The sequence below is a fragment of the Chromohalobacter sp. genome, from assembly GCF_039830575.1.
Taxonomy (GTDB): Bacteria; Pseudomonadota; Gammaproteobacteria; order Pseudomonadales; family Halomonadaceae; genus Chromohalobacter; species Chromohalobacter israelensis.
This window is the reverse complement of the sequence record NZ_JBDOOX010000012.1, coordinates 84,398-110,296: the sequence shown is the minus strand read 5'-3', so window position 1 is coordinate 110,296 and position 25,899 is coordinate 84,398. Positions and strand designations below refer to the sequence as shown.

General features: G+C 65.3%; 22 protein-coding genes. 12 read left to right on the top strand and 10 right to left on the bottom strand.

Going from position 1 to position 25,899, the window contains the following annotated elements; genetic code table 11:
* Positions 1-6: 6 nt before the first annotated feature.
* Complete coding sequence (pmbA, locus tag ABGX75_RS10305) at positions 7-1,347, bottom strand: metalloprotease PmbA (protein WP_035412014.1); 1,341 nt, start codon at positions 1,345-1,347, stop codon at positions 7-9.
* Between the two features lie 109 nt (positions 1,348-1,456).
* On the opposite strand from pmbA, the gene yjgA reads away from it, so the two are divergent.
* Complete coding sequence (yjgA, locus tag ABGX75_RS10300; RefSeq protein WP_011507530.1) at positions 1,457-1,984, top strand: ribosome biogenesis factor YjgA; 528 nt, start codon at positions 1,457-1,459, stop codon at positions 1,982-1,984.
* An 18-nt stretch (positions 1,985-2,002) separates the two neighbouring features.
* On the opposite strand, the gene tldD is transcribed toward yjgA, so the two are convergent.
* The 7 genes from tldD to ABGX75_RS10265 all read right to left on the bottom strand — a co-directional run bounded on the left by tldD (position 2,003) and on the right by ABGX75_RS10265 (position 12,055).
* Complete coding sequence (gene tldD / locus ABGX75_RS10295) at positions 2,003-3,457, bottom strand: metalloprotease TldD (RefSeq protein ID WP_035412009.1); 1,455 nt, start codon at positions 3,455-3,457, stop codon at positions 2,003-2,005.
* Complete coding sequence (locus ABGX75_RS10290; RefSeq protein ID WP_224113210.1) at positions 3,454-7,326, bottom strand: YhdP family protein; 3,873 nt, start codon at positions 7,324-7,326, stop codon at positions 3,454-3,456. The genes tldD and ABGX75_RS10290 overlap by 4 nt, the downstream gene beginning before the upstream one ends.
* A gap of 4 nt (positions 7,327-7,330) precedes the next feature.
* The gene (rng, locus tag ABGX75_RS10285) at positions 7,331-8,794 is read right to left on the bottom strand and encodes a ribonuclease G (protein WP_011507533.1); all 1,464 of its coding nucleotides are present in this window, start codon (positions 8,792-8,794) and stop codon (positions 7,331-7,333) included.
* A gap of 32 nt (positions 8,795-8,826) precedes the next feature.
* Positions 8,827-9,429: a Maf family protein gene (locus tag ABGX75_RS10280; RefSeq protein WP_224113209.1), complete on the bottom strand. Its 603-nt coding sequence runs from the start codon at positions 9,427-9,429 to the stop codon at positions 8,827-8,829.
* Between the two features lie 69 nt (positions 9,430-9,498).
* A complete protein-coding gene (mreD, locus tag ABGX75_RS10275; protein WP_043558435.1) occupies positions 9,499-9,981 on the bottom strand; it encodes a rod shape-determining protein MreD in 483 nt (160 codons plus the stop codon).
* Entirely contained in the window at positions 9,978-10,931 is a 954-nt protein-coding gene (gene mreC, locus ABGX75_RS10270; RefSeq protein ID WP_224113208.1) for a rod shape-determining protein MreC, read from the bottom strand. The genes mreD and mreC overlap by 4 nt, the downstream gene beginning before the upstream one ends.
* Positions 10,932-11,017: 86 nt before the next feature.
* Complete coding sequence (locus tag ABGX75_RS10265; RefSeq protein ID WP_011507537.1) at positions 11,018-12,055, bottom strand: rod shape-determining protein; 1,038 nt, start codon at positions 12,053-12,055, stop codon at positions 11,018-11,020.
* Positions 12,056-12,248: 193 nt separating this feature from the next.
* On the opposite strand from ABGX75_RS10265, the gene gatC reads away from it, so the two are divergent.
* The 3 genes from gatC to gatB are packed head-to-tail and all read left to right on the top strand — an operon-like array spanning position 12,249 to position 15,487.
* Positions 12,249-12,536: an Asp-tRNA(Asn)/Glu-tRNA(Gln) amidotransferase subunit GatC gene (gene gatC / locus ABGX75_RS10260; RefSeq protein WP_011507538.1), complete on the top strand. Its 288-nt coding sequence runs from the start codon at positions 12,249-12,251 to the stop codon at positions 12,534-12,536.
* Positions 12,537-12,575: 39 nt separating this feature from the next.
* Entirely contained in the window at positions 12,576-14,036 is a 1,461-nt protein-coding gene (gene gatA, locus ABGX75_RS10255; protein WP_224113207.1) for an Asp-tRNA(Asn)/Glu-tRNA(Gln) amidotransferase subunit GatA, read from the top strand.
* Positions 14,036-15,487, top strand: coding sequence for an Asp-tRNA(Asn)/Glu-tRNA(Gln) amidotransferase subunit GatB (gatB, locus tag ABGX75_RS10250; RefSeq protein WP_035412325.1), 1,452 nt, complete (start codon positions 14,036-14,038; stop codon positions 15,485-15,487). The genes gatA and gatB overlap by 1 nt, the downstream gene beginning before the upstream one ends.
* Before the next feature lie 65 nt (positions 15,488-15,552).
* On the opposite strand, the gene ABGX75_RS10245 is transcribed toward gatB, so the two are convergent.
* A complete protein-coding gene (locus ABGX75_RS10245) occupies positions 15,553-17,274 on the bottom strand; it encodes a bifunctional protein-serine/threonine kinase/phosphatase (protein WP_043558477.1) in 1,722 nt (573 codons plus the stop codon).
* Between the two features lie 184 nt (positions 17,275-17,458).
* On the opposite strand from ABGX75_RS10245, the gene ppa reads away from it, so the two are divergent.
* Positions 17,459-17,989: an inorganic diphosphatase gene (gene ppa / locus ABGX75_RS10240; RefSeq protein ID WP_011507577.1), complete on the top strand. Its 531-nt coding sequence runs from the start codon at positions 17,459-17,461 to the stop codon at positions 17,987-17,989.
* A 115-nt stretch (positions 17,990-18,104) separates the two neighbouring features.
* On the opposite strand, the gene ABGX75_RS10235 is transcribed toward ppa, so the two are convergent.
* Positions 18,105-19,190, bottom strand: a complete 1,086-nt coding sequence (locus ABGX75_RS10235) for a DUF2333 family protein (RefSeq protein WP_347411322.1) — start codon at positions 19,188-19,190, stop codon at positions 18,105-18,107.
* Between the two features lie 226 nt (positions 19,191-19,416).
* Between ABGX75_RS10235 and aroQ the strand changes: the two genes are divergently transcribed.
* The 7 genes from aroQ (at position 19,417) to purH (ending at position 25,873) form a co-directional block, all read left to right on the top strand.
* Positions 19,417-19,854, top strand: coding sequence for a type II 3-dehydroquinate dehydratase (gene aroQ / locus ABGX75_RS10230; RefSeq protein ID WP_011507579.1), 438 nt, complete (start codon positions 19,417-19,419; stop codon positions 19,852-19,854).
* Positions 19,855-19,917: 63 nt separating this feature from the next.
* Positions 19,918-20,382, top strand: coding sequence for an acetyl-CoA carboxylase biotin carboxyl carrier protein (accB, locus tag ABGX75_RS10225; protein ID WP_035411989.1), 465 nt, complete (start codon positions 19,918-19,920; stop codon positions 20,380-20,382).
* A 70-nt stretch (positions 20,383-20,452) separates the two neighbouring features.
* Positions 20,453-21,799, top strand: coding sequence for an acetyl-CoA carboxylase biotin carboxylase subunit (gene accC / locus ABGX75_RS10220; RefSeq protein WP_347411321.1), 1,347 nt, complete (start codon positions 20,453-20,455; stop codon positions 21,797-21,799).
* A 68-nt stretch (positions 21,800-21,867) separates the two neighbouring features.
* Complete coding sequence (prmA, locus tag ABGX75_RS10215; protein ID WP_347411320.1) at positions 21,868-22,767, top strand: 50S ribosomal protein L11 methyltransferase; 900 nt, start codon at positions 21,868-21,870, stop codon at positions 22,765-22,767.
* A gap of 124 nt (positions 22,768-22,891) precedes the next feature.
* The gene (dusB, locus tag ABGX75_RS10210) at positions 22,892-23,896 is read left to right on the top strand and encodes a tRNA dihydrouridine synthase DusB (RefSeq protein WP_035411979.1); all 1,005 of its coding nucleotides are present in this window, start codon (positions 22,892-22,894) and stop codon (positions 23,894-23,896) included.
* Entirely contained in the window at positions 23,893-24,192 is a 300-nt protein-coding gene (gene fis, locus ABGX75_RS10205; protein WP_011507584.1) for a DNA-binding transcriptional regulator Fis, read from the top strand. Before dusB ends, fis begins: the two co-directional genes overlap by 4 nt.
* Positions 24,193-24,280: 88 nt before the next feature.
* Positions 24,281-25,873: a bifunctional phosphoribosylaminoimidazolecarboxamide formyltransferase/IMP cyclohydrolase gene (gene purH / locus ABGX75_RS10200; protein ID WP_347411319.1), complete on the top strand. Its 1,593-nt coding sequence runs from the start codon at positions 24,281-24,283 to the stop codon at positions 25,871-25,873.
* Positions 25,874-25,899: the final 26 nt, after the last annotated feature.

Below are 25,899 nucleotides of genomic sequence, written 5' to 3'. Positions count from 1 at the left end.
CCGGCCTTACTCGCCAGCGACCATCATGTCACCGATCAGCCAGCTGCCGGTATGCACGCTGCCACGCGTGTCGGTATCGCTGCCCACGCCTTCCAGGTTGGCGAACATGTCGCGCAGATTCCCCGCGATGGTGAATTCTTCGACGGGATGCTGAATCTTGCCGTTCTCGACCCAGAAACCTGCCGCACCGCGTGAATAGTCACCGGTCACGCCATTGACGCCTTGCCCCATCAGCTCGGTGACCAGCACACCGCGCTCCATGCGTGCCAAGAGCGCCTCGCGCGACATCAGGGGTGCCTCGATACGCAGGTTGCGGGCACCGCCGGCATTGCCGGTCGTGCTCATGCCCAGCCGCCGTGCGCTGTACGCCGACAGCATGTAGCTCGCCAGGCGCCCCCGGTCGATGAAAACGTTGTCGCGCGTGGCCACGCCATCGTTGTCGAAGGCCGTGCTGGCCATGGCACCATATTCTCGTGGCTTTTCCCGCAAGGTGAACCACTCGGGAAAGACGCTTTCGCCAAGCCGGTCGCAGAGGAAGGAAGCCTCGCGGTACAACGCCCCTCCGGCAATGGCGTTCAAAAAGTTGCCCACCAGGCCGCTGGCCAGCTCCGGCGCGAACAGCACCGGCATACGTCCGGTGGCCGGCGAGCTCGCCCCCAGGCGAGCCAGCGTCTTGTCGGCGGCGTTGCGTCCCACCGTCTCCGGCGCCAGCATGGCCGCAGGGTCGCGCACCGAGGTGTAATCATAGTCGCGCTGCATTTCCGCACCGTGGCCGGCGATCAGCATGCACGACAAGGAATGCCTGCTGCCGCGCTGGCTGCCCAGAAAGCCGTGACTGTTGCCATAGACGCGAACGCCCTCGCCGCTGGAAAGGCTGGCCCCATCGGAGTTGGTGATGCCCTCGACATTGCGCCCGGCGGCTTCGCAGGCCAGCGCCAGCTCGATGGCGTCATCGGTGCTCAGCGGCCAGGGATGGTGCACCCCGAGATCCGGCAGATCGGTGGCCATCAGCGCCGCATCGGCCAAGCCGGACGCGGGGTCCTCGCCGGTATACCCGGCGATCGCCACGGCCTTCTCGACCGCCGCGCGCAGCGATTCGTCACTGTCATCGGACGTCGACACGCTACCCTTGCGCTGCCCGACATAGACAGTGACCGCAATGCCCTGATCGCGTGACAGTTCGACGCTCTCCACATCGCCCAGGCGCACGCTGACACCGATGCCCTGGTCGACACTGGCCCCCACTTCACACGCATCGGCACCCAACTGCTTGGCCCATTCCAGGGCCTGTGCCACGCGCGCCTCCAAGCGTGCTTGCTGCTCTACGGCATCGAAGGCCTGGCTCATGGTCTGCTCCTGTACTCATATGGCCCGAGACACTGCTCAAAGGCTCGATAGGATTGTCGAGGAAGCCTGATATACTGCACGGTCATCCCCGAAGCATGATGGTAATGCAATGTCGACCGACCTCCCCGATCAACACGACGACGACGCCGCCGAGCGCCCCAGCAAGACCCAGCGCAAGAACGAAATGAAGGCCCTGCAAGCGCTGGGCGAGCGCATCATCGCGATGAGCGAGGCCGAACGTGCGCGCTTGCCACTTTCCGAGGACATGCGCTTCGCCGTCGAGGAAACCTCGCGCATCCGCTCCCACGAAGGCCGCCGACGTCACATGCAATACGTCGGCAAGGTCATGCGCCGCGAGGACCTGCCTGCCATCCAGGCGGCCTTCGACGCCATGGAGCAGGAAGCCGTGCGCCGCGACCAGGCCTTTCATCGGCTCGAGCGCTGGCGTGACCGGCTGATCGACGACACCAGCGCCGAGTCGCTCGAGGCCTTCATCGCCGAATATCCCGATGTCGATCGACAGACGCTGCGTCAACTGATCCGCAACGCCCAGAGCGAACGCCAGCGTGAAAAACCGCCGACGAACGCCCGCAAACTGTTCCGTCTGATCCGCGAGACGGCGGGCATGCCACGCTAGGCCGCATGCCAGGCGCCATCAGGACTGCGTGCCGCCCACGGTCAGTTCATCGATCTTGAGTGTCGGTTGGCCCACGCCAACCGGCACACCCTGCCCTTCCTTGCCGCAGACCCCGATGCCGGTATCCAGCTCGAGGTCGTGGCCGATCATCGAAACCCGCTGCATGACCTCGGGGCCGTTGCCGATCAGCGTGGCGCCCTTGACCGGCGTGGTGACCTTGCCGTCCTCGATCAGATAGGCTTCGGAGGCGGAAAACACGAAACGCCCCGAGGTGATGTCCACCTGGCCACCTCCGAAGCTCACCGCGTAGATGCCCCGCTTGACGCTCTTGACGATGTCATCGGGGTCGTCCTGGCCGGCCAGCATGCAGGTATTGGTCATGCGCGGCATGGTGGCATGGGCATAGGATTCGCGACGCGCATTGCCGGTGGGCGCCATGCCCATCAAGCGCGCGTTGAGCTTGTCCTGCATGTATCCCTTCAGAATGCCGTCCTCGATCAGGGTGTTGCACTGCGTGGGTGTCCCCTCGTCATCGATGCTCAACGAACCACGCCGGTCGGCCAAGGTGCCGTCGTCGACCACCGTGACGCCGGGGGAGGCCACACGCTCGCCGATGCGCCCGGCGAACGCCGAACTGCCCTTGCGATTGAAGTCGCCCTCGAGACCGTGGCCCACCGCTTCGTGGAGCAGGATTCCCGGCCAGCCATTGCCCAGCACGACCGGCATCTGCCCGGCGGGGGCGTCGACCGCCTCCAGATTGACCAGCGCCTGGCGCACGGCTTCCTTGGCAAAGCGTTCGGCGACGTTGTCGTCGCGCAGGCGTGCCATCGAGTAGCGCCCTCCGCCGCCGGCGCTGCCTCGCTCGCGACGGCCGTCGCGAACGGCGATGACGCTGACATTGAAGCGCACCAGCGGCCGAATGTCGGCGGCCAGAGTGCCGTCGCTGGCGCGTACCAGCACCACTTCGTACTCGCCCGACAGCGACGCGCTGACCTGGGAGACGCACGGATCGGCGGCGCGTGCCACCCGGTCCGCCGTCTTCAGCATGGCGATCTTGTCGGCGGCCGACAGTCCGGCCAGCGGATCGACATCGGCATAGCGCCGCGTCGGCATCGCAGCATGCACCGCCTGCGGCGACACTCGCTGCCCGCTACGCGCAATCCCGGCGGCGATACGGCCGGTATCGGCCAGCGCATCGGCACTGATCTGGTTCGAGTAGGCGAAGCCGGTCTTCTCTCCGGCCAGGGTACGTACCCCGACACCGCCGTCGATGTTGTAACCGGCGTCCTTGACTTCGCCATCCTCGAGTATCCAGCTTTCCTGCCAGGTACGTTGGAAATAGAGGTCGGCGTAATCGACGCCCGGGCCCATGGCGTGGCCCAGGCCGGTATCCAGCGCCGACAGGTCGAGACCGCCCGGCGCGAGGAGCAATGAGGTCGCCTGATTCAAGGCGCTATCGTTGAGTGCGTTCATCGGGCGCTTTCCAGTGTCAGTTGCGGCGACGACCAGGGGCCGTGCACGCGGTAATGAATCTGCGTTGCCTTGTCGAGCCAGCCACCGAACAGCTTGTGGGCGAGGTAGAGGCCCACGCCCACTTGCGGTGCGCCGGCGAGTACGGCTGCCAGCGGCAGGTTCTGGCTCACCGGCACGGTGATGCCCAGTCGCTGATCGAGTGTACGCTGCACGAGGTCGGCTTCGCCTTGCAAGGTGAAATGGGTGGCCGAGCCGTCGATTTCAACCGGGCCACGTGTGACAAGCTTACCATCGAACAAGGTCGCCTCGCCGGTCACGCTGTTGAAGGCCGTGCCCTCGCGGGTGATATCGGAGAAATCCAGCGTCAGGCGGCGAAAGATATTGTCCAGGTTGAGCAATCCCACCAGCTTGGCAGGTCCGGGGTCGATCTGACGGAAGCGACCATTGGTCAAGGCCAGCGAGATACTGCCCTGAGAACGCTCCACGGCAAACTGCCAGGGGGCGCCGGGCCACGCCAGACGTGCCCCGATGTCGACGCTTTCGCTATTGACCACTTCGGGCTGGCCCAGACGCACCAACGCATCACCCAGGTTGGCGCCCTCCAGCGACAGGCGCGCGCGGGTCAGGCTGTCGTCACGCCCCGCCGCTTCCCAGGTGAGTTCGCCACTGGCCGTCACCCCGTTGACGACCAGCGATACCGGCTTGAGCGTCAGACGCTGTGCCGAGGCACGCCACTCGCCATCCAGCGGACCGAATGCCTGGCCTTGGCGGCGCAGTTCCCCGATATGCAGGCGTCCGTCCGGCCAACCAGCCATGCCGCCGGGAAATGCCGCCGGTTCCGGGGGCGTGGCGATCTCCTCGCTGAGGGTGACCGGACCGTCTTCGCCCTCTTCGGGAGACGGCCACAACGTGTCGAGATCGAGGCGCATCAGGTCGATGTCCACCGGTCGCTCGGCCTCCGGCCGCCACTGCGCCGTCCCGGCGGCGATGGGTCCGGAGAGAGCCAGTTGCCACCCTTCGCCCAGGGGAGTCGCGGCGGCCTGCAACGCGCCGCGACAGTCGCCATCGACGACGACGCAAGGCGTCGAGATGCTGACACGCTGCAAGGTGCTCGACGCCCCCCCTGCGCCGCCCGCCTCGCGGGGTTGGGCAGCCGACTTGGCGGCGACATCGGCCTCGAGATCCCGCTCGCGCAGCAGCGAGATCCACTGCTGCGGATCGAGCCGCGCGGGTTGCCAGTTCACGAACCAGCCCGCCTGACGAGGCCATTGCGGAGCCTGTGGCCAGTCCTCGAGCCATACCTGCCCCTGCAGCGCATCGCCCTGCGTCCGCCAGCGCGCACGTCCCCACGGGGGCAGCCGCACTTGACCACTGCCCGACGCGACATCCGAGGTCACCAGGAGAGAGCGCGTCTCACCGGCGGTCTTGCCGAAGGGCGCCGGCAGATGCAACGCCAGCCCGGCGAGATCACTGGTCACGCGCACACTGGCATTGTCCTCCTCGTCGAAGGTCACGCGTGCCCGATAGGGCATGCTGCCCTCGGCAAGCGCGGGCTGCGGCGCCAGCCCCGCCCATGCCAGCAGCCCCGCGGCACTGGCGCGGCCATCGAACGTGAAGCCCTCGCCCCCCATGTCCAGCTCGCCGTCCACGCGCCCGCCCAGGGCACGTGCCGAGACGTTACCGGTCAAGAGATCCTGATCGTTGCGGTGACGATAGCGCAGGTCGCCCGTGAGGTCTTCGAGCGGCAAGTGCAGCATGTCGAGATACAGCCGTGACGCTTCGATGCGCCCCTGAATATCCGCCTGCATGGTCTCGGGAATGGCCAGCGGAATGGTCAAGTCGAGATCGGCCTGAACACGGCCCTCGCTCTGCCAGCCGGCAAACGTCTCGCTGAGTTCTTCCAGTGGCGCGGCGGCCAGGTAATCCAGCAGTGCCTGACTGCTCCCCGACACGTCTCCCCGAACGCCCAGCGTGTTGCCGACCATCAGGACACGGGCGTCGCGGGTTTCCAGCCCCATGCTGGTCGCGTGATCGACCTGCGCCACCAGGGACTGGTTGTCGATGTCCAGATGGCCGGCGACATTGTCGAGGGCGGGCCATTGCGGATCGTAGGGCAAATGCCCCTGCTCGATGTCCAGCTGCAATTGCAGGCGGTCGTCGGGATTGACGAACATCTGCCCTTCCGGCGCTTCGCGCTCGGTGAGCGTCTGCGACAGCGAGAGTCGGCCCTGGGTCACCCGGCCGCTCACGCGCGACAGCCAGTCGAGCAGTTCCTCGTCCATGGGTTCGGTGGGCAGCCACTCGAGCAGCGGCGTCTCGATGGCATCGGCATCGGCGAACTCGAGATCGAGATCGAGATGTCCGGGCGCGTCATCGGCACGCGGCACATGCACGGCAAAGGTGCCGCTGACCGGGGCGTCGCGCCACACGGCGCGCAGATCGTGGCCGGTGATATCGAAGGCATCGCCGTCGCGTCGCCAGTCGACGCGCCCGCTGGCACCGCCGATCGTCAGTGGCTGCGTATAGACATCGGGAAAGACGAGTTGCATCCCCGAGGGGCCGCGAAAGCGCACACGCCCCGTCTCGCCATCGGCGGTGATCCAGGCCGCGAAGGGGCCGCCACCAGGGATGCCGTCCCAGGCCGAGACCTGCGCCCCGGTCAGCGCCGCGCGCGAATACCACTGCCCTTCGCGCCGGCCCAGCTCCAGGCCGGTGACCCGCCCCTGCGGAGCCATGCGATCCAGCATCCGTGCATGCTCGTCGGACAATGGCAACAGCGCCACCCAGGGCGCCAGCGACTCGATCGTGAAGCCGCTGCTGCGCAACCACCAGCCATCGGTATCCAGGCGTGCCTGCAGGCGCTCGGGGAGTGGCGACATGTCGTTATCGTCGCGCGTCGCGGACAATCCATTAGCCCAGAGGTCCCACCCTCCGTCATCATCGCGCAAGGCCTGGGCACGCAGGCCGATATCGGTGAAGCTCAACGGCGGCCCGTCGCGCTGCGTGGCCTCGAGCCTGGGCAACGACAGACGCAGGCGCGCATCCTCCAGGCGCGCGTCGTGCCAGCGTGCCCAAAGCCGTGCATCCCCTTCCAGAGCGCTCAGCGTGTAGCGTTCGTTGGCGGTCAATACCCGGCCCAGCGCCAGCAATCCGTCGGCGTTGACATCCACCTGCAGCGCGGCATTGAAGGCTCCCAGACCTCGCTGACCAGGCAGCACGTCGAGCACGGCAGTGAGCGCCGCCGAGGGCTCGCCGGCGACATGCATGCGTCCCTCGAGATGGGCCCGCGAGTCGCCCCCCGCCATCAGCAGCCGTGGCGCGACGAGCGTGACGCTGTCGTTCTGGCCATGCAGTACCACCCGGGCATCGTCGATCGTCACCCGCTGGCGCAGCAAGGCCCCGACCCAGCGATCGAGATCGGCGAGCCGAAAGCGCGACGATTGCACCTGCTCGGGCACCTCGGCGGACGGCCATCCCCAACCGCCGTCCTCGCGCTGATAGAGATGCACAGTGGCCCGCTCGACGTCGGCCCGGGCAAATACCGGATATCCGGCCCGCAGGGACGCCAGGGTATCGAGGCGCGCCTGGGCACTGTCGAGGCTCAGCAGCGGCGCCCCCTGTCGCGTCGCGGCGCGCAGGGTCACGCCCGACAGATTCAGCGCAGGATCCCAGCCATGCCATTCGGCCCCCAGCCGTTGCACCTCGGCATTGGCGCTGAAGCGGCTGGCCAGCAGGGATTCGAGCTCACCGCGAAACGCATCGGCTTGCGTGGTGACACCTCGTGCCGCCAGCAGTATCAGCGCGATACCCCCCAGCACGATGGCCATGATCGTGAGCGCCCAGCGCCAACATCCTCGCAACGCTGTCATGGGCTCACATCAGCACGATGTCGTACTGCTCCTGGGAATAATGGGCCTCGACCTGGAAACGAATCGTCTTGCCGATGAAGGACTCGAGATCCGCCACCGCCGTGGACTCCTCGTCGAGCAAGCGGTCGACGACCGCTTGAGACGCCAGCACCATGTAGGTTTCTGGGCTGTAGGCGCGCTCCTCGCGCAGGATTTCCCTGAAGATTTCGTAGCACACGGTTTCCGGCGTCTTGAGCGTTCCACGGCCTTGGCAGGTCAGGCAGGGCTCGCATAGGGTCTGCTCCAGGCTTTCACGGGTGCGCTTGCGCGTCACCTGCACCAGGCCGAGTTCGGTCACGCCGGTCAGCTTGTTCTTGGCGTGGTCCCGCTCCAGGGCCTTTTCGAGCACGCGCAATACCTGGCGCTGGTGCTCGGGGTCTTCCATGTCGATGAAATCGATGATGATGATGCCGCCGAGATTGCGCAGGCGCAGTTGCCGCGCGATCGCGGTGGCAGCCTCGAGGTTGGTCTTGAAGATGGTTTCCTCGAGATTGCGATGTCCCACGTAACCGCCGGTATTGACGTCGATGGTGGTCATCGCCTCGGTCTGATCGATCACCAGATACCCGCCCGACTTGAGCTGCACCTTGCGGCCCAGGGCCTTCTGGATTTCGTCTTCGACGCTGTAGAGATCGAACAGCGGACGCTCGCCGGGATAGTACTCGATGCACGATTCGACATCGGGCATGAACTCCTTGGCGAACTCCTTCAGCTTGACATAATTTTCGCGCGAGTCGATACGCACGCGCTCGACTTCATCGCGCATCACGTCGCGCAGCGTACGAATGAACAACGGCAGGTCGTCGTAGAGCAAGGCAGGCGGCACCGCACTGTGCTGGCGCTCCTCGACCTTGCGCCACAGGCGCAGCAGGAAGTGCATGTCGGCGGTCAGTTCCTCCTGGCCGACTCCCTCCGCCGCGGTGCGAATGATCACGCCCCCCGGAGCGCCCTCGCGCATGTCCGCGTGGGCGGCCTCGATCAGCGTCTTGAGCCGCTCGCGCTCGTTCTCGTCTTCGATGCGCTGGGAAACGCCGGTGTGGGGCGAGTCGGGCATGTAGACCAGGTAGCGCGAGGGGACCGATAGATGCGTGGTCAGGCGTGCGCCCTTGGAACCGATCGGGTCCTTGGTGACCTGCACCACCAGAGGCTGCCCTTCCTGCAGCAAGTGCGTGATGGTGACATGCTCGTCGACGCTCGCATTGGGCGAGACGACCTCGTTGACATGGATGAAGGCCGCGCGCTCCAGACCGATATCCACGAACGCGGCCTGCATGCCCGGCAGCACGCGCACCACCTTGCCCTTGTAGATGTTGCCCACGATGCCGCGCCGCCGACTGCGTTCGATGAAGGCTTCCTGCAGGACGCCGTTCTCGACCACGGCAACGCGCGTCTCCATCGGCGTCAAATTGATCAGTACCTCGCCGCTCATGCGTTGCCCCTAAACCCGGTTATCTGACGGCATTATGGCACAGCCGGGCGCTCGCCCCACAGCGAGACACCTTGGCGTGTCAGCAACTTGGCGGTCTCGAACAGCGGCAGACCGACCACGGCCGAATGGCTGCCCTCGATGCGCTCGACGAAGATCGCCGCGAGCCCCTGAATGGCGTAGGCGCCCGCCTTGTCCACCGGCTCACCGCTGCGCCAGTACGCCTCGATCTCGTCCGGCTGGAGCTCGCGCAGCGTGACCCGCGTGACCACATGGGTCGACAGCATGCCTTGCGGCCCGGTCACGGCGATGCCCGTCACGACCTCATGGGTGGTCCCCGACAACGCCGAGAGCATGGCGATGGCATCCTCTCGATCACGCGGCTTGCCGAGAATGCGCCGGCCCACTACCACGGCGGTATCCGACCCCAGCGTCGGCAACGTGGAGCCCTCGGCCCCTGCCTGTGCCTTGCAGCGCGCCAGACGCTCCACGTAAGCGGCAGGCGCTTCGTCCTCGAGCGGCGTTTCATCGATATCGGCCGGCGCCACCTCGACGGCGACCCCGATGGAGGCCAGCAATTCACGACGCCGCGGCGAGGCCGACGCCAGACGCAGAGACGGTGTATCGGACGATGTCATGAAAACTCCCTACAAAAGCCCCAGCACGAACGGACGAACGGCAGCGACGCATGACGCGAGTGCCCGGGCTTACGTGATCCCCAGGCGCCGGCGCAATACCTGCATCATGGTGAACAGCCACGGCCACAGTGCACCGCCGATGAGCGCGGGCAGCAGGAACGCCAGATGAATCGATACCGGCCCGAAGATGGTGCGCAGCCACTGCTCCACGAGCTGGATCAACCCCAGCAGCACGAACAGCATCACCGCCTGCTGCCAGATCGAATAGGCGCGCAGGCGCTGATAGAGCAGCAGGCAGAGATAGGTCAGCAAGGAAAGCGTCAGCGCGTTCTGCCCCAGCGGAGTTCCCTCGATCAGATCCAGCAGGAGGCCACATACGAAACCATGGAAGACGCCCACGCGCTGCGGCGCGGTCACGCACCAATAGGCCAGCGCCAGCCCCAGCCAGTTGGGACGCCACATCAGCCAGGCATCCGGCAGCGGCATGACCTGCAGGCAAAGGCTGATCACCAGCGTCAGCCAAATGGCGATCAGTCCCGGCAATCGCATCATGGTGTTGCCTCCTGGGCCCCGGCCCCGCCCGAGACGCCTTCCATCAGACGCAGCGCGGCCTCGAGATCGACCTCACTGTTCACGGCCGCCGACGAGGGCGGTGGAAACAGCAGCAGGAAATGACGCGAGCGCTCGGGCTGCGCTAGCGGCCGTGCCTCGACATCGGCGAACGAGTGCTGGCCATCCCGCTGCACACGCGTGACCTCGGCGACCGGATAGCCCTCGGGAAAGCGTCCGCCCAGACCGGACGTGGTAAGCAGGTCGCCCTCTCGAATGTCCGCCGTCGCCGGCACATTGAGCACGCTCAGCGTATCGAGCTTGCCCGTGCCCTGCACGATGAAGCGGCGCCCGGTACGATTGATCTGTATCGGGACGGCATGATTGGCATCGGCGATCATCAAGACCCGGCTGGTATAGGCGGACACGGCGACGACCTGGCCGATCAGCCCGGAAGCGTCCATGACCGGCTGTCCGACGTAGACGCCGTCACGACGTCCGCGCCCGATCACCATCTGCTGGGTGAAGGGGTCGGAATCCAGTGACAAGAGCTCGGCGGTGATATAGGGAACGTCTTCGCGAGGCGCGGCATTGAGCAGTTCACGCAGACGGACGTTCTCCGCGGTGAGATTCGCCATGCGCTGCACACGATGCGACAGCGTCAGCAACTGCTGGCGCAGGCGCTGGTTCTCTTCCACCAGGGCGCGCTGGTCGGAAAACACCAGCGCAGCCCAGGCGAGCCCCTCGCTGGGCAGGCTGACCGCCCACTGCACCGGCGCGACCACCGTGGTCAATTGAGCCCGCACGTCCTCCATGAAGGACAAGCGGTGCTCCGCGAACATCAAGGTGAAGGCAAGCACCGCACACAGCAACATCCGATAACTGGGCACGGGGCCGTGCGAAAACAGAGGTTTGATAGGCCTTCCCTCCGCGGAAAGCGTGCGCGACGACACGACGCGGACACGCCCCGCCGCCCGTCGCCCCGCTTGGCGGCATCTGGGTGGCGGATCGGCACGCGCCCGTCGGGCACCTTAACGCGTCAATCGCTGGACAGCAGCTCGAAGGTCCGCTGGTCGATCATTTCCAGCGCCTTGCCGCCACCGCGCGCCACGCACGTCAACGAGTCTTCGGCGACGATCACCGGCAGACCGGTTTCCTCGGCGATCAACTTGTCGATATCGCGCAACAGGGCACCGCCACCGGTCAGCACCAGGCCGCGCTCGGCAATGTCCGACGCCAGCTCGGGAGGCGATTGTTCCAGCGCGCTCTTCACCGCCGCGACGATGGAGGATAGCGGATCCTGCAGGGCATCGAGGATTTCGTGCGAATTGAGCGTGAAGCTGCGCGGGATGCCTTCCGCCAGGTTGCGGCCGCGCACGTCGATTTCGCGCAGCTCGCCGCCGGGATAGGCGCAGCCGATCTCTTCCTTGATGCGCTCGGCCGTCGCTTCGCCGATGAGGCTGCCGTAATGACGGCGCACGTACGCGGTAATGGCTTCATCGAAACGGTCGCCACCGACGCGGATCGACTCGGAATACACCACGCCGTTGAGCGAGATGATCGCGATCTCGGTGGTGCCGCCGCCGACGTCGACGACCATCGACCCCGTGGCTTCCTCGACCGGCAGCCCGGCGCCGATGGCAGCGGCCATGGGCTCCTCGATGAGGAAGACCTCACGCGCCCCGGCACCTTCCGCCGACTCCTTGATCGCGCGGCGCTCGACCTGGGTCGACATGCACGGCACGCAAATCAGCACGCGCGGGCTCGGCGTCAGGAAGGTACTTTGATGCACCTTGCGAATGAAGTGCTGCAGCATCTGCTCGGTGACGGTGAAGTCGGCGATGACGCCGTCCTTCATGGGACGAATCGCCGTGATGTTGCCAGGGGTACGGCCCAGCATTCGCTTGGCGTCGATACCCACGGACGCGACACTGCGCATATTGCCGGACTGGCGGATCGCCACGACCGACGGCTCGTCGAGCACGATACCGCGACCGCGCACGTAAATCAGTGTGTTGGCCGTTCCCAGATCGATCGAGAGATCGCTCGAGAAAAGCCCCCGTAAACGTTTAAACATGGAAGTCTTTCACCTAGTCCAGACCGGAACCCTGTGCGGACGCAAACGGTATCATCGCGGGGGTGGCGCGGCAAGCAAAGGCCTGTCAGCGCGCGCCAGATATGGTAAATTCCCGGGTTATTCCCGGCGTCAGCCCTTTCATTGACGCGGCGACCGAACGCCGCCGCGCGGTATTCATAAAAAGGCAATCCCTATGGCGATCGAACATGCAGACGTGCTCCGTGCCGCCCATCTGGCCCGTGTTGGCCTCGGCGAGGACGAAGCGACCGGCTATGTCGACGACTTGAGCCGCATCCTGGAAATGGTAGATCAACTCCAGGCCGTCGACACCCAGGGCATCGCGCCCTTGGCACACCCTTTGGATGCCACGCAGCGCCTGCGGCCCGACGAAGTGACCGAACACAACCAGCGTGAGCGCTTCCAGGCCTGCGCCCCCGTCACCGAGGGCGGTCTCTACCTCGTCCCGCGCGTCGTCGAATGAGCCGTCTGTCAGGACCCGACACAGGAGTCACCTTCTTCCATGCATGACAAGACCCTTACGGAGCTTGCCGCCGGCCTGCGCGCGGGCGAGTTCTCGAGCCGTGAGCTCTGCCAGTCGGCGCTCGATCGCATCCAGCGCCTCGACGGCGACCTCAACAGCTTCATCAGCGTGACCGCCGAACAGGCCCTGGCCGACGCCGACGCCGCCGACCAGGCACGCGCATCGGGCGATGCCGCCGCCCTTGCCGGCCTGCCCCTGGCGCTCAAGGACATCTTCTGCACCCAGGGCGTACGCACCAGTTGCGGCTCGAAGATGCTCGACCGCTTCGTCGCGCCCTATGACGCCACGGTCGTCGAGAAGATCCGCCAGGCGGGTGGTGTCAGCCTCGGCAAGACCAACATGGACGAGTTCGCCATGGGCTCGTCGAACGAAAACAGCTTCTATGGCCCGGTCAAGAACCCCTGGGACTTGAGCGCCGTGCCCGGCGGCTCCTCTGGCGGTAGCGCCGCCGCCGTGGCGGCGGGCCTGGTACCGGCAGCGCTCGGCACCGATACCGGCGGTTCGATTCGTCAGCCGGCCGCCTTTTGCGGCATCACCGGCCTGAAACCCACCTACGGGCGCGTGTCGCGCTACGGCATGGTGGCCTACGCATCGAGCCTCGACCAGGGCGGCCCCATGGCACGCACCGCCGCCGACTGTGCCCTGCTGCTCGAAACCATCGCCGGCCACGACGTTCGCGATTCCACCAGCGTGGCACGCGTGGTGCCCGACTACTCCGCCGAGCTCGACACCTCGCTGGCCGGCCTCAAGATCGGGCTGCCCAAGGAATATTTCGGCGACGGACTCGACCCCGAGGTCGAAACCGCCGTGCGTGAAGCGATCAAGGTCTACGAGTCGCTCGGTGCCAAGGTCTGCGAAGTCAGCCTGCCGCACACGCACCTGGCGATTCCTGCCTACTACGTCATCGCACCGGCGGAGGCATCGTCCAACCTGTCGCGTTATGACGGCGTGCGCTTCGGCCACCGCTGCGAGGATCCGACCGACCTTGAGGACCTCTACAAGCGCACGCGGGCCGAAGGCTTCGGCGAAGAGGTCAAGCGGCGCATCCTGATCGGCACGCACACGCTTTCCGAAGGGTTCTTCGACGCTTACTACCTCAAGGCACAGCAAGTGCGCCGCCTGATCCGCCAGGACTTTCTCGACGCCTTCGACGAAGTCGACGTGCTCATGGGGCCGACCGCCCCCACGCCGGCCTTCGACCTCGGCGCGCAGAAAGATCCGGTCTCGATGTACCTGCAGGATATCTACACCATCGCCGTCAACCTGGCCGGCATTCCGGGCATCAGCGTTCCGGCCGGCTTTGCCGGTAACCGCCCCGTAGGCCTCCAGGTGCTGGCTCCGCACTTCGCCGAGGCCCAGCTGCTCAGCGTGGCGCATCAATTCCAGCAGGCCACCGACTGGCACCTCAAGCGTCCGGCATTCGGCAAGGAGATGGCATGATGCAGTGGGAAACCGTGATCGGGCTCGAGGTCCACGTTCAGCTCGCCACCCAGTCCAAGATCTTCTCCGGAGCGTCCACCGCCTTCGGCGCCGAGCCCAACACCCAGGCGTGCGCCGTCGACCTCGGCATGCCCGGCGTGCTGCCGGTGCTCAATGAAAACGCCGTGGCGATGGCGGTGAAATTCGGTCTCGCCGTCGACGCCGAGATCCCCGAGACCTCGCTGTTCGAGCGCAAGAACTACTTCTACCCGGATTTGCCCAAGGGATATCAGACGAGCCAGATGGCGCAGCCCATCGTCGGCCCCGGCAAGGTCGAGATCACCCTCGACGACGGTTCGACGCGCAGCGTCCGCATTCATCACGCTCATCTCGAGGAAGATGCCGGCAAGTCGCTGCACGAGGACTATCACGGCATGACCGGTATCGATCTCAATCGTGCCGGCACGCCGCTGCTGGAGATCGTCTCCGAGCCCGACATGCGCTCGGCCAAGGAAGCGGTCGCCTACATCAAGGCGCTGCACGCCATCGTCACCTATCTCGGTATCTCGGACGGCAACATGGCCGAAGGCTCGATGCGCTGCGACGTCAACGTCTCGGTACGTCCCAAGGGGCAGGCCGCTTTCGGCACCCGCGCCGAGATCAAGAACGTCAACTCGTTTCGCTTCGTCGAGAAAGCCATCGCCTTCGAAGTCGAGCGCCAGATCGAACTCATCGAAGATGGCGGGCAGGTCGTGCAGGAAACTCGACTGTTCGACCCGGAACGCGACGAGACGCGCGGCATGCGCACCAAGGAAGAAGCCAACGACTACCGTTACTTCCCCTGCCCCGACCTGCTTCCGGTGACGCTCGACGGTGCCTATGTCGATCACCAGCGCGCACTCATGCCCGAACTGCCCAGCGAAAAGCGCCACCGCTTCGAAAACCAGCTGGGCTTGTCCGCCTATGACGCCGGCGTGCTGGCCTCGAGCCGTGCCATGGCCGAGTACTTCGAAGCCGTCAAGGATGTCTGCGGCGACGCCAAGCAGGCCGCCAACTGGGTGCAAGGCGAACTCTCGGCCAACCTCAACCGCGAAAACCTGGAGATCGGCGACAGTCCGGTCACGGCCGAGCAACTCGGCGGCCTCATCCAGCGCGTCATGGACGACACCATCAGCGGCAAGGCTGCAAAGCAGGTCTTCCAGGCGCTGTGGGACGGCGAGGCGGACAGTGCCGATGCCATCATCGAGGCCCGCGGACTCAAGCAGGTCACCGACACCGGCGCCATCGAAGGCATGATCGACCAGGTCATCGCCGACAGCCCGGTTCAGGTCGCCCAGTACCGTGAAGCCGACGAGGCCAAGCGCGGCAAGATGATCGGCTACTTCGTCGGCCAGGTCATGAAAGCCTCGCGCGGCACCGCCAACCCGCAACAGGTCAACAGCCTCCTCAAGCAAAAGCTGGATCAGGCTTGAGCATCTCTACCGGCGCTAGACACCTGGCGCCGGGCGTTCCGCCCTCCCGTTATCGGCTGTGTCGGTCACCTCAACCACCACGACAGCAATAACAGCAACAACAGCACGCCAGCCACGGCTTTCCACAGCGTGGCCGGCGTCTGCCAGGACTGGCGTGCCACGCCGTCCTCGTTCCGCCTGGGCGTGCGCAGATGATAGGCAAACTCGCCCAGCCGCCGAAACCGCAAGGCACGTTGGGGGTCGAGGGCACGCTTCAAGGCGTCATCGAGTTCGCTGGCGATGGCCGGATTGTATCGGCGTGCACTGGTGTAGCTCATCCGCTCGAGGTCGGTATGGCTGCGCAATTCGTTGGGCGCCAGTGCGTAAGGTTGATGGCCGGTCAGCAGCCAGTAGATGGTCGAGGCCAGGCCATACTGATCGCTACGCCGCCCGACATCGGTGTCCAGCGCGTATTCGGGCGCGCTGTGCTCGGTCAGCCCCACCTGTCGTGCCAGTTCGCGAGCCCCCTGCTGGCTGTCGCTCTCGCGCAAGTGACACGCCCCGAAATCGGTGAGCACCAACTGTCCGTGCGGATCGACCAGCACGTTGTCGGGATGCAGGTTCTGATGCAGCACGTCGCGCCGGTGAAGGGCCTGAACGGCCTTGACCAGCTGGCGCGCCAGGTCCAGGCGAGCGCCGAGGCTTGCCTGAGGATGGCGCAAAGCCCAGGCCGTCAGTGACTCGCCCTTGATGTAATCGATCAGATAATACTGATAGCGACGCGGGCGCGAGGGATCCACCACCTTGGCCACGAACGGTGAATTGACCCGCTGCACGACCCACTGCTGCAGCGCGAAATGCTCTTGATAGGCATTGCGCAGCGACAGCTCGGGGCTAGGTGCCTTCATCACCATCTCGCGTTCATTGCGGGTATCCCGCACGCGATAGACTCGCGACTTGGCGGTGCGCGACAGCACCTCGAGCACCTCCAGTCCATCGAGACGCTCGCCCGGCGTCAGTTCCGGCGGCACCGGCAAATCACCGTACAGCGGCACGGGATGCTCCGGTTCGACTTCCTCGGGCAAACGATCGATGCGCACCAGCTGGAAACAGAACTGATCGCCACCGTAGCCACGCTCCTGGGCACGCGCGTGCGCTGCCTCGGCCAGACGTTCGCAGGCTGCGTCGAGATCGCTGACATCGGCGCGGATCAGCTGCACGAAATCCGAGGGCAGCAAGGTGCCGCGCACCGCCTGGGTGGTGAACAGGAACAAATCGCCCTGCTTGAGCGAGTGCGTCACATAATCGATATCCAGGCTGCCATCCATGCCCAGCGCGCGCGACGGATAGCGATACCCGCCCAGATCGGTGACATGATCGCGGGAGAGCTGCTCGAACTCGGCACCCCGCAGACGAAACACCAGGGTGTCGCCCATGTGGAAAAGGTGCATCTCCCGATGGCGGAACACCGTCGCTGACAGCGAGCAGATATAGCTGCCGCCCTCGATATAGGCACTCTGGCTGTAGCACCAGCCATTCAATGCGCGCAGCACGCGATGGGCCGACGTCTTGACATCCCAGTGCTCGGGTGTCGAATAGTAATCGGCGAGAAAGCCGCGCACGCTCAAATCCCCCGCCTGTTTGGCGATGGCATTGCGCCAGGTGGAGTCGCTGATCAGCGCGCAGGCGCCCTTGGCGGCAAGCTGTGAGCCACCGGGTATCTGTACCGACATCGAACTGCGATGGTGGCGCCGATCCGGCGCCACGAATGCCTGGCCGAAGCTGATAGAAAGGCTGCTTTCCGTCAACGATCGTCTCCTTGTCGATGATGAGACGGGCAATCCCCGCGACCGATGGGCGTGACAACGCAAGACGACGGCAGCGGGATGTCGTCTGCGCCTCTCGTCGATTGGTAAACGCCGGACGCTACTCGTATAATTCCGGGGATTTTCCCCCGCTGGTGTTCAACCTGCAAACCGCAAGGACTCGACGATGAGTTTCAAAAACATTCCCGCTGGCAAGGATCTTCCCAACGACGTCTATGTGGCGATCGAGATCCCCGCCAACCACGCGCCGATCAAGTACGAGATCGACAAGGACATGGATGCGCTGGTCGTCGACCGCTTCATGGCCACGCCGATGTTCTATCCGGCCAATTACGGTTTCATCAACAACACCCTGGCCGACGATGGCGACCCGCTCGACGCCCTGGTGGTGACACCTTATCCGGTACAGGCCGGCAGCGTGATTCGCGCCCGTCCGGTCGGCGTGCTCAACATGTCCGACGAAGCCGGCGAGGACGCCAAGCTGGTCTGCGTGCCGCACTCCAAGCTGAGCGCACTTTACGACGACGTTCAGGAAGTCACCGACCTCCCCGAGCTGCTGCGCCAGCAAATTGCGCATTTCTTCGAGAACTACAAGGATCTCGAGAAAGGCAAGTGGGTGAAGATCGACTCCTGGGATGGCGCCGACGCCGCGCGCAAGGCCATCGAAAAAGCCGCAGCCGCCTACACCAAGGCGTAAACGCCGCGTCTCGCTTCCAGGCACCACGCCCCGTGTCGCATGCGACACGGGGCGTACTTTTATGCGCCATACGGCCTGTCCAACACGCCGTCAGGGACAAGCTGTCGCCCCAGGCCTACGATTCCCCTGCGTCTGATTCCCCAGCACCTGGTTCGCCGGAGCCGGCCTCGCCAGCGCCCGATCCCACGGCATCGAGGGCGGTGCGTATCTCGCCGATCAACTGCGACGCGCGTGACGTATAGCTGGCCATCGTCAACGAGTGGTTGGCGAACATGCCAAATCCGCTGCCGTTGAGCACGACCGGACTCCACAGACGGGCTTGCGAGGCATCAAGCTCGGCGATCAACTGATCGAACGCACTGCCCATCTGCGCCTTTTCGATGGCAGGCGCGAAATCGCGCTCGGCCGCTTCGAGCAAGTGCATCAACGCCCAGGCGTTGCCCCGCGCCTCGAAGAACACATTGTCGATACGCAGCCAGGGCGTCTCCTGCCCGCCTTCGTCGTTTTCATCGCCCTGCAGGTCGGCACCGCGACGCTCGGCGTGTCCCACGCTCGCCGCCAGGCGCTGCGTCTGCCGGTCGAGACGCGTCTGCACCCGCTCGAGCCAGGCCGCCAAGGCCGGCGCCTCCTGCGAGAACCCGGCTTGCTGATCCCCCAGACGGGCCAGGTAGTCGCGCAACGTGTCACGCGCGTCCTGATAGCGCCCCTCGGCGGACGGGAAGCGCCAGGCCCCACTGCGCGTGTCGAGCGCCTCGACGGCGTCCTGCAGTGCATCGTCGTCGCTGGCAATGGTGTCGTTCAAGGCCGCGCCGATGGCTCGCACCTGGCCCAGCACACCCTGTTCCCAACTGGGCATGTTGTCGAGCCACAATCCCGGCGGCGCGATGTCATTGCGCAGATATCCTCCGGGCTTGTCGAGCAAGGTCCCCAGCAGGGTCAAGGTGGTGGCGGTCATCGTCTCGCCCGGCCGGGGCGCTGCCGACGCCGCCTCGGCGCCCGACTGCTCGGCACCGCCACGCTGTACCGAGACCGCGGCGTCGACGTCGAAGGCGTCGGGACGCTGACTCCACCAGATGCCCAAGGCCAGGCACACCACCAGATAGATCAGTAGCAAGGCAACCAGCGGTTTCCAGATCCAGCCGTACTGGGGCGATTCCAGAACATTGCGTTGTTGACGCTCACGCTTGCGAAATAGAGCCATGGGACGTCCTTGTGGTGAAGTGGAAAGCGATGACTTTTCATCTTATCACGCAGTGACGTTTTTGCTTGCGACTGCTGACGACAACACAAACTGGACAGCTACCACGTTTTTGGGCAAACTTCGCCCACACTGACGATATATGGCGTCAGCGACGGCATCTTGCGTGATCGTGCCGGGATCTAGATAAATCCTGAACAGGTTAACAGCGTCAGCCAGGGACTCCGACATGGCGAAGCTTCTCGTACTCAACGGCCCCAACCTCAACCTGCTCGGTACGCGCGAGCCCGGGGTTTATGGCACCACCACCCTCGAGGACATTCGTCTGCGTCTGACGCAGCGCGCCGCGGAGGCCGGTCACCGGCTCGACTGGCTGCAGTCCAATGCCGAGCACGAGCTGGTCGAGCGGGTGCACGCGGCGCGCACCGACGGGACCGATTTCATCCTGCTCAATCCGGCCGCCTTCACGCATACCAGTGTCGCCCTGCGTGATGCCCTCACCGGCGTCGCGCTGCCCTTCATCGAGCTGCATCTTTCCAACGTCCATGCCCGCGAGCCGTTTCGTGCGCATTCGTATTTTTCCGATGTTGCTCGTGGCGTCATCGCCGGCTTCGGCGCCGACAGTTATGAACTCGCCCTGGAAGCCGCCCTGCGTCAGCTCGATTGATCGGGCGGCAGCTTTCAGCGGCACGTAACGCCACCTCACACTCACTTTGAACGAGACAGGCTTATGGATATTCGCAAGGTCAAGAAACTCATCGAACTCCTGGAAGAGTCCAACATCAGCGAGATCGAAATCCAGGAAGGCGAAGAGTCCGTGCGCATCAGCCGCCACACCGGCGGGTTCGGCGCACAACCTGCAGCCGCCCCTGCACCGGCTCCCGCCGCCGCGGCACCCGCACCGGCCGCTCCCAGCGCCCCTGCAGCGCCCGAGGCCGATGCGGCACCGGCACAGCCCAGCGGCCATCCGGTGACCTCGCCCATGGTGGGGACGTTCTACCGCTCGCCGGCACCGGGAGCCAAGCCGTTCGTTGAAATCGGCCAGAGCGTCAAGAAAGGCGAAACCGTGTGCATCGTCGAAGCCATGAAGATGATGAACCAGATCGAGGCCGATCAGGATGGCGTGATCGAAGCCATCATGGTCGAAGATGGCGAACCGGTCGAATTCGACCAGCCGATGGTCATCATCTCTTGAAGCCGTTTGCGATCGCCCAGAGTGAACGATCGCCAACCGCTTCCGAGCTTACATAGAGACGGACGACACTATGTTGGACAAGGTACTCATCGCCAATCGTGGCGAGATCGCTTTGCGCGTACTGCGCGCTTGCAAGGAACTCGGCATCAAGACCGTGGCGGTGCATTCCAAGGCCGACCGCGAGCTCATGCACGTGCGCCTGGCCGATGAAGCCGTGTGCATCGGCCCCGCGTCCTCGGCGCAGTCCTACCTGAACATTCCGGCGTTGATCAGCGCCGCCGAGGTCACCGATTCAAGCGCCATTCATCCGGGCTACGGCTTCCTCTCCGAGAACGCCAATTTCGCCGAACAGGTGGAGCGCTCCGGCTTCGTCTTCGTGGGGCCGCGCGCCGAAACCATCCGTATGATGGGCGACAAGGTCAGCGCCATTTCGGCGATGAAGAAGGCCGGCGTACCCACGGTGCCCGGCTCCGACGGCCCGCTCCCCGAAGACAACGACGACGCCATTCTGGCCACCGCCAAGCGCATCGGTTATCCGGTCATCATCAAGGCGGCCGCCGGCGGCGGCGGACGTGGCATGCGCGTGGTGCACAGCGAAGGCAGCCTGCTCTCCTCGGTCAGCGTGACACGCAACGAAGCCAATGCGGCGTTCGGCGACGGCACGCTGTACATGGAGAAATTCCTCGAGAACCCGCGTCACGTCGAAGTCCAGGTACTGGCCGACGGGCAGGGCAATGCCATCCACCTCTACGATCGCGACTGCTCCCTGCAGCGCCGTCACCAGAAGGTGCTGGAAGAAGCCCCCGCGCCGCATCTCGACCCGAAAGCCCGTGCCGATGTTCTCCAGGCCTGCGTGGATGCCTGCAACGAGATCAACTATCGCGGAGCCGGCACGTTCGAGTTCCTGTACGAGAACGGCGAGTTCTTCTTCATCGAGATGAACACGCGCGTGCAGGTCGAGCACCCCGTGTCCGAGATGGTCACCGGCGTCGACATCGTCAAGGAGCAGCTGCGCATTGCTTCCGGACTGCCGCTGTCGATCACCCAGGATGACGTTCAGCTCAACGGGCACGCCTTCGAATGCCGGATCAACGCCGAGGACTCGCGCACCTTCATGCCCTCCCCCGGCAAGATCGATCTGTATCACGCTCCCGGCGGCCTGGGCGTGCGCATGGATTCGCACATCTACACCGGCTACAGCGTACCGCCCCACTACGATTCGCTGCTCGGCAAGCTGATCACCTGGGGCGCCAGCCGCGAGACGGCGTTGACGCGCATGCGCAATGCCCTCGACGAGCTCCTGGTCGAAGGCATCAAGACCAACATCGACCTGCAGAAGGACCTCGTCCGCGACAGCGCGTTCATGCAAGGCGGTGTCAACATCCACTACCTCGAGAAGAAACTCGGCCTGACCTAGTCGGGTCGAGCGACTCGTCACGGGGCGGCCTAGGCCGTCCCGTTTGCGTTGATGCCCAAGGAGGCCCCATGCCCTGGCTGCAACTCAAGGCGCATATCGCTCCGCAACATGCCGAGACCCTGGAAGACTTGCTGCTGGCCGAAGGCGCGCAGGCCATCACCCTCCAGGACGCTCACGACGACCCCGTCTTCGAGCCCGAGAGCGGCACCACGCCGCTATGGAACGAAACCGTGCTGACCGGTCTCTACGACGACCTGGAGGACATCGAGCCGATGCTCGAGCGCGTCCGCCAGCAATGGGCTGCCGAAATGGCCGATGAGCCCTGCCCCGAGATCGACTACGAGCTGGTCGCCGATCGCGACTGGGAGCGGGAGTGGATGGACGATTTCGCGCCTCTCAAGATGGGCGAACGGCTGTGGGTGGTGCCCAGTTGGCACGAGGCTCCCGAGCCTGCTGCCGTCAACCTGCTGCTCGACCCGGGCCTGGCCTTCGGTACCGGCACCCATCCGACCACGGCCTTGTGCCTGGCATGGCTCGACGGGCTCGATCTCGACGCCAGTCGGGTGCTCGACTTCGGCTGCGGTTCCGGCATCCTGGCCATCGCCGCGCTCAAGCTCGGCGCGCGGCACGCCACCGGCACGGACATCGACCCGCAGGCGCTGCAAGCCAGCCGCGACAACGCCCAGCGCAACGACGTCGCCGACGAACACTTGTCGCTTTGCTATCCGGAGCGGCTCGCCGACGAACGTCATGACGTCGTGGTCGCCAACATTCTCGCCGGCCCCCTGGTGGAACTCGCTCCCACGCTCTGTGCACACCTGGCCCCCGGAGGACGCCTGGCCTTGTCGGGCATTCTCGCCGGTCAGGCCGAGGAAGTCATGGACGCGTATCGCGAGCAGGGCATGCTGCTCGATGCCCCCGTCGAGCGCGAAGGCTGGGTGCGCATCACCGGCAAGGCGCCGGCATGAGCGCGCCTGGCGCGAGGGATGGCAGCCGGCCCCCCTTCAAGAACGTCGCCGCGGCGGCTATCATAGTCGCCTTTCAGCCATCTAGACACGTCCCGTGATGCCGACCCACGTCTCATCTCAGGCGATGCCGTTGCCGCGAATCGGCGCCTACGCATTGTCCAGCCGAGCGATTCTCGCGCCCATGGCCGGCGTGACGGATCGCCCGTTTCGTCAGTTGTGCCGGGAGCTGGGCGCGGGGCTGGTGGTATCCGAAATGGTGACGTCCGACACGCGCCTGTGGCATACCCGCAAATCGCGCCAGCGCCTTGACCACACCGGCGAGCCCGGCCCGCGTGCCGTGCAGATCGCAGGCGGCGATGCCGCGATGCTGGCCGAGGCCGCGCGTCTCAACGTTGCCCAGGGCGCCGAGATCGTCGACATCAACATGGGCTGCCCGGCCAAGAAGGTATGCAACAAGGCCGCCGGCTCGGCATTGTTGCGCGACGAACGCCTGGTCGCGGAAATCCTCGAGGCGGTCGTCGCCGCCGTGGATGTCCCGGTGACCCTGAAGATTCGAACCGGCTGGTGTCCGCAAACCCGCAATGGCGTACGGGTCGCCAAGCTTGCCGAGTCGGCGGGCATCCAGGCCCTTGCCGTGCATGGGCGCACGCGTGAGCAGCGCTATCGTGGCGAGGCCGAATACGACACCATCGCCGCCATCAAGCAGGCGGTCTCGCTGCCGGTCTTCGCCAACGGCGACATCGACGGCGCCGAGAAAGCCGCCCGCGTCCTCGACTACACTAAGGCGGATGCAGTGATGATCGGACGCGGCGCCCAGGGCAACCCCTGGATCTTCCGCGAGATCGATCACTACCTGCGTACCGGCGACTGCCTGCCGCGCCCGACGCCCGACGATATCGCCACCCTGATGCACCGTCATCTCGAGGCATTGCATGCCTTCTACGGTGAGCACATGGGCGTGCGCATCGCGCGCAAGCATGTCGGCTGGTATCTGGCGACGCAACCGCAAGCCGCGGCATTACGCGCACGCTTCAACGTACTGGAACAGCCCTCGGCCCAACACCGTTTCGTGGATGCCTTGGCCCACGACACGCTGGAACTGGCCTCAACTGGAAGCAATGCAGCATGACCAGCAGGCAAGCATTTCCCATCGATCAGAATACGCTCGATGCCGGCGCCACCACCTCTCCAGCGCATCAGCAAACCCTGCGTGAGTCGGTCGAGCTCGCCATGCAGCGCTACTTCGGCCACCTGGATGGCGAAACGGTGACCGATCTCTACGCCATGGTGCTGACCGAGGTCGAGGTCCCCTTGCTCGAGGCAGTGATGCGCTACGCCGATGGCAATCAGACCCGCGCGGCCGACATGCTGGGTCTCAATCGCGGCACCCTGCGCAAGAAACTCAAGCAATACGAACTGATTTGATTCCGTCCCGGGGCGTCGCGTCAGCGACGCCCCGTTGCGTTTCGTCCGGCGCCCATCGCGCGCCCTCACCTTGCAAGAGTGGAGCCCCATGGCCGAACACACTACCCCGTCGTCCGCCCGCCCCGTGCGCCGCGCATTGATCAGCGTGTCCGACAAGACCGGCATCGTGGAGTTCGCCCGCGAGCTGGCCGCGCGTGGCGTCGCGCTGCTGTCCACCGGCGGCACGTTCCGCCTGCTCAGCGAGCACGGCATCCCGGTGACGGAAGTCTCCCAACACACCGGTTTCCCGGAAATCATGGACGGCCGCGTCAAGACCCTGCACCCCAAGATTCACGGCGGCATTCTCGGTCGTCGCGGGCAGGACGACGAGGTGATGGCCGCGCATGACATCGATGCCATCGACATGGTCGTGGTCAACCTCTACCCCTTCGCCGACACCGTGGCCCGCGAGGATTGCACGCTGGAAGAGGCCATCGAGAACATCGACATCGGCGGCCCGACCATGGTGCGCGCCTGTGCCAAGAATCACGCCCACACCACGATCGTGGTCAATGCCAGAGACTACTCGCGCGTACTGGATGACATGAGCGCCCAGGGCGGCGCCGTCGGCCAGGCGCTGCGCTTCGACCTGGCGGTCAAGGCCTTCGAGCACACCGCCGGTTACGACGGCGCCATCGCCAACTATCTCGGTACCCTGGCGGAAGGCGGTGAAGCCAACTTCCCGCGCACCTACAACGTGCAGTTCCACAAGAAGCAGGCCATGCGCTACGGCGAAAACCCGCACCAGCAGGCTGCGTTCTATGCCGAAGCCGATGCCGCGGAAGCCAGCGTGACCACTGCCCGGCAACGCCAGGGCAAGGCGCTTTCCTTCAACAACGTCGCCGATACCGATGCTGCCTTCGAGTGCGTCAAGGCCTTCCGCGAGACGGCCTGCGTCATCGTCAAGCACGCCAACCCCTGTGGCGTCGCCGTCGCCGAGACCCCGCTCGCGGCCTACGAGCGCGCTTTCGCCACCGATCCCACCAGTGCGTTCGGTGGCATCATCGCCTTCAATCGTGCGCTCGATGCCGCCACGGCTCGCGCCATCGTCGATCGGCAGTTCGTCGAGGTCATCATCGCTCCGGGCATCAGCGACGAGGCTGCCGACATCGTCGCCGAGAAGAAGAATGTCCGCCTGCTCGATGTCAGCGACCATTGGCCCGGACAGCGTCGCCCCTCGCACGACTTCAAGCGCGTCACCGGCGGCTTGCTGGTGCAGGACCGTGACCTGGGCATGGTCGAACGGGAGGAACTGCGCACTGTCACCGAGCGCGCGCCCAGCGAACAGGAAATGAACGACCTCAGCTTCGCCTGGAAAGTCGCCAAGTACGTCAAGTCCAATGCCATCGTCTACGCCAAGCAAGGGCAGACCATCGGGGTCGGCGCCGGTCAGATGAGCCGCGTCTATTCCGCCAAGATCGCGGGCATCAAGGCCGCCGACGAGCACCTGGAAGTGCCCGGCTCGGTGATGGCCTCGGATGCCTTCTTCCCGTTCCGCGACGGCATCGATGCCGCGGCCCAGGCCGGCATCACCGCCGTGATCCAGCCCGGCGGCTCCATGCGCGATCAGGAAGTGATCGATGCCGCCAACGAAGCCGGCATCGCCATGGTCTTCACCGGCATGCGTCACTTCCGGCACTGAGACCGGACTGCACGCCAACGTGAAAA

Coding starts and splice junctions, on each gene's coding strand:
- pmbA (WP_035412014.1), bottom strand. CDS start 1,347: ATGAGCCAGGCCTTCGATGCCGTAGAGCAGCAAGCACGCTTGGAGGCG.
- yjgA (WP_011507530.1), top strand. CDS start 1,457: ATGTCGACCGACCTCCCCGATCAACACGACGACGACGCCGCCGAGCGC.
- tldD (WP_035412009.1), bottom strand. CDS start 3,457: ATGAACGCACTCAACGATAGCGCCTTGAATCAGGCGACCTCATTGCTC.
- ABGX75_RS10290 (WP_224113210.1), bottom strand. CDS start 7,326: ATGACAGCGTTGCGAGGATGTTGGCGCTGGGCGCTCACGATCATGGCC.
- rng (WP_011507533.1), bottom strand. CDS start 8,794: ATGAGCGGCGAGGTACTGATCAATTTGACGCCGATGGAGACGCGCGTT.
- ABGX75_RS10280 (WP_224113209.1), bottom strand. CDS start 9,429: ATGACATCGTCCGATACACCGTCTCTGCGTCTGGCGTCGGCCTCGCCG.
- mreD (WP_043558435.1), bottom strand. CDS start 9,981: ATGATGCGATTGCCGGGACTGATCGCCATTTGGCTGACGCTGGTGATC.
- ABGX75_RS10265 (WP_011507537.1), bottom strand. CDS start 12,055: ATGTTTAAACGTTTACGGGGGCTTTTCTCGAGCGATCTCTCGATCGAT.
- gatC (WP_011507538.1), top strand. CDS start 12,249: ATGGCGATCGAACATGCAGACGTGCTCCGTGCCGCCCATCTGGCCCGT.
- gatA (WP_224113207.1), top strand. CDS start 12,576: ATGCATGACAAGACCCTTACGGAGCTTGCCGCCGGCCTGCGCGCGGGC.
- gatB (WP_035412325.1), top strand. CDS start 14,036: ATGCAGTGGGAAACCGTGATCGGGCTCGAGGTCCACGTTCAGCTCGCC.
- ppa (WP_011507577.1), top strand. CDS start 17,459: ATGAGTTTCAAAAACATTCCCGCTGGCAAGGATCTTCCCAACGACGTC.
- ABGX75_RS10235 (WP_347411322.1), bottom strand. CDS start 19,190: ATGGCTCTATTTCGCAAGCGTGAGCGTCAACAACGCAATGTTCTGGAA.
- aroQ (WP_011507579.1), top strand. CDS start 19,417: ATGGCGAAGCTTCTCGTACTCAACGGCCCCAACCTCAACCTGCTCGGT.
- accB (WP_035411989.1), top strand. CDS start 19,918: ATGGATATTCGCAAGGTCAAGAAACTCATCGAACTCCTGGAAGAGTCC.
- accC (WP_347411321.1), top strand. CDS start 20,453: ATGTTGGACAAGGTACTCATCGCCAATCGTGGCGAGATCGCTTTGCGC.
- prmA (WP_347411320.1), top strand. CDS start 21,868: ATGCCCTGGCTGCAACTCAAGGCGCATATCGCTCCGCAACATGCCGAG.
- dusB (WP_035411979.1), top strand. CDS start 22,892: ATGCCGTTGCCGCGAATCGGCGCCTACGCATTGTCCAGCCGAGCGATT.
- fis (WP_011507584.1), top strand. CDS start 23,893: ATGACCAGCAGGCAAGCATTTCCCATCGATCAGAATACGCTCGATGCC.
- purH (WP_347411319.1), top strand. CDS start 24,281: ATGGCCGAACACACTACCCCGTCGTCCGCCCGCCCCGTGCGCCGCGCA.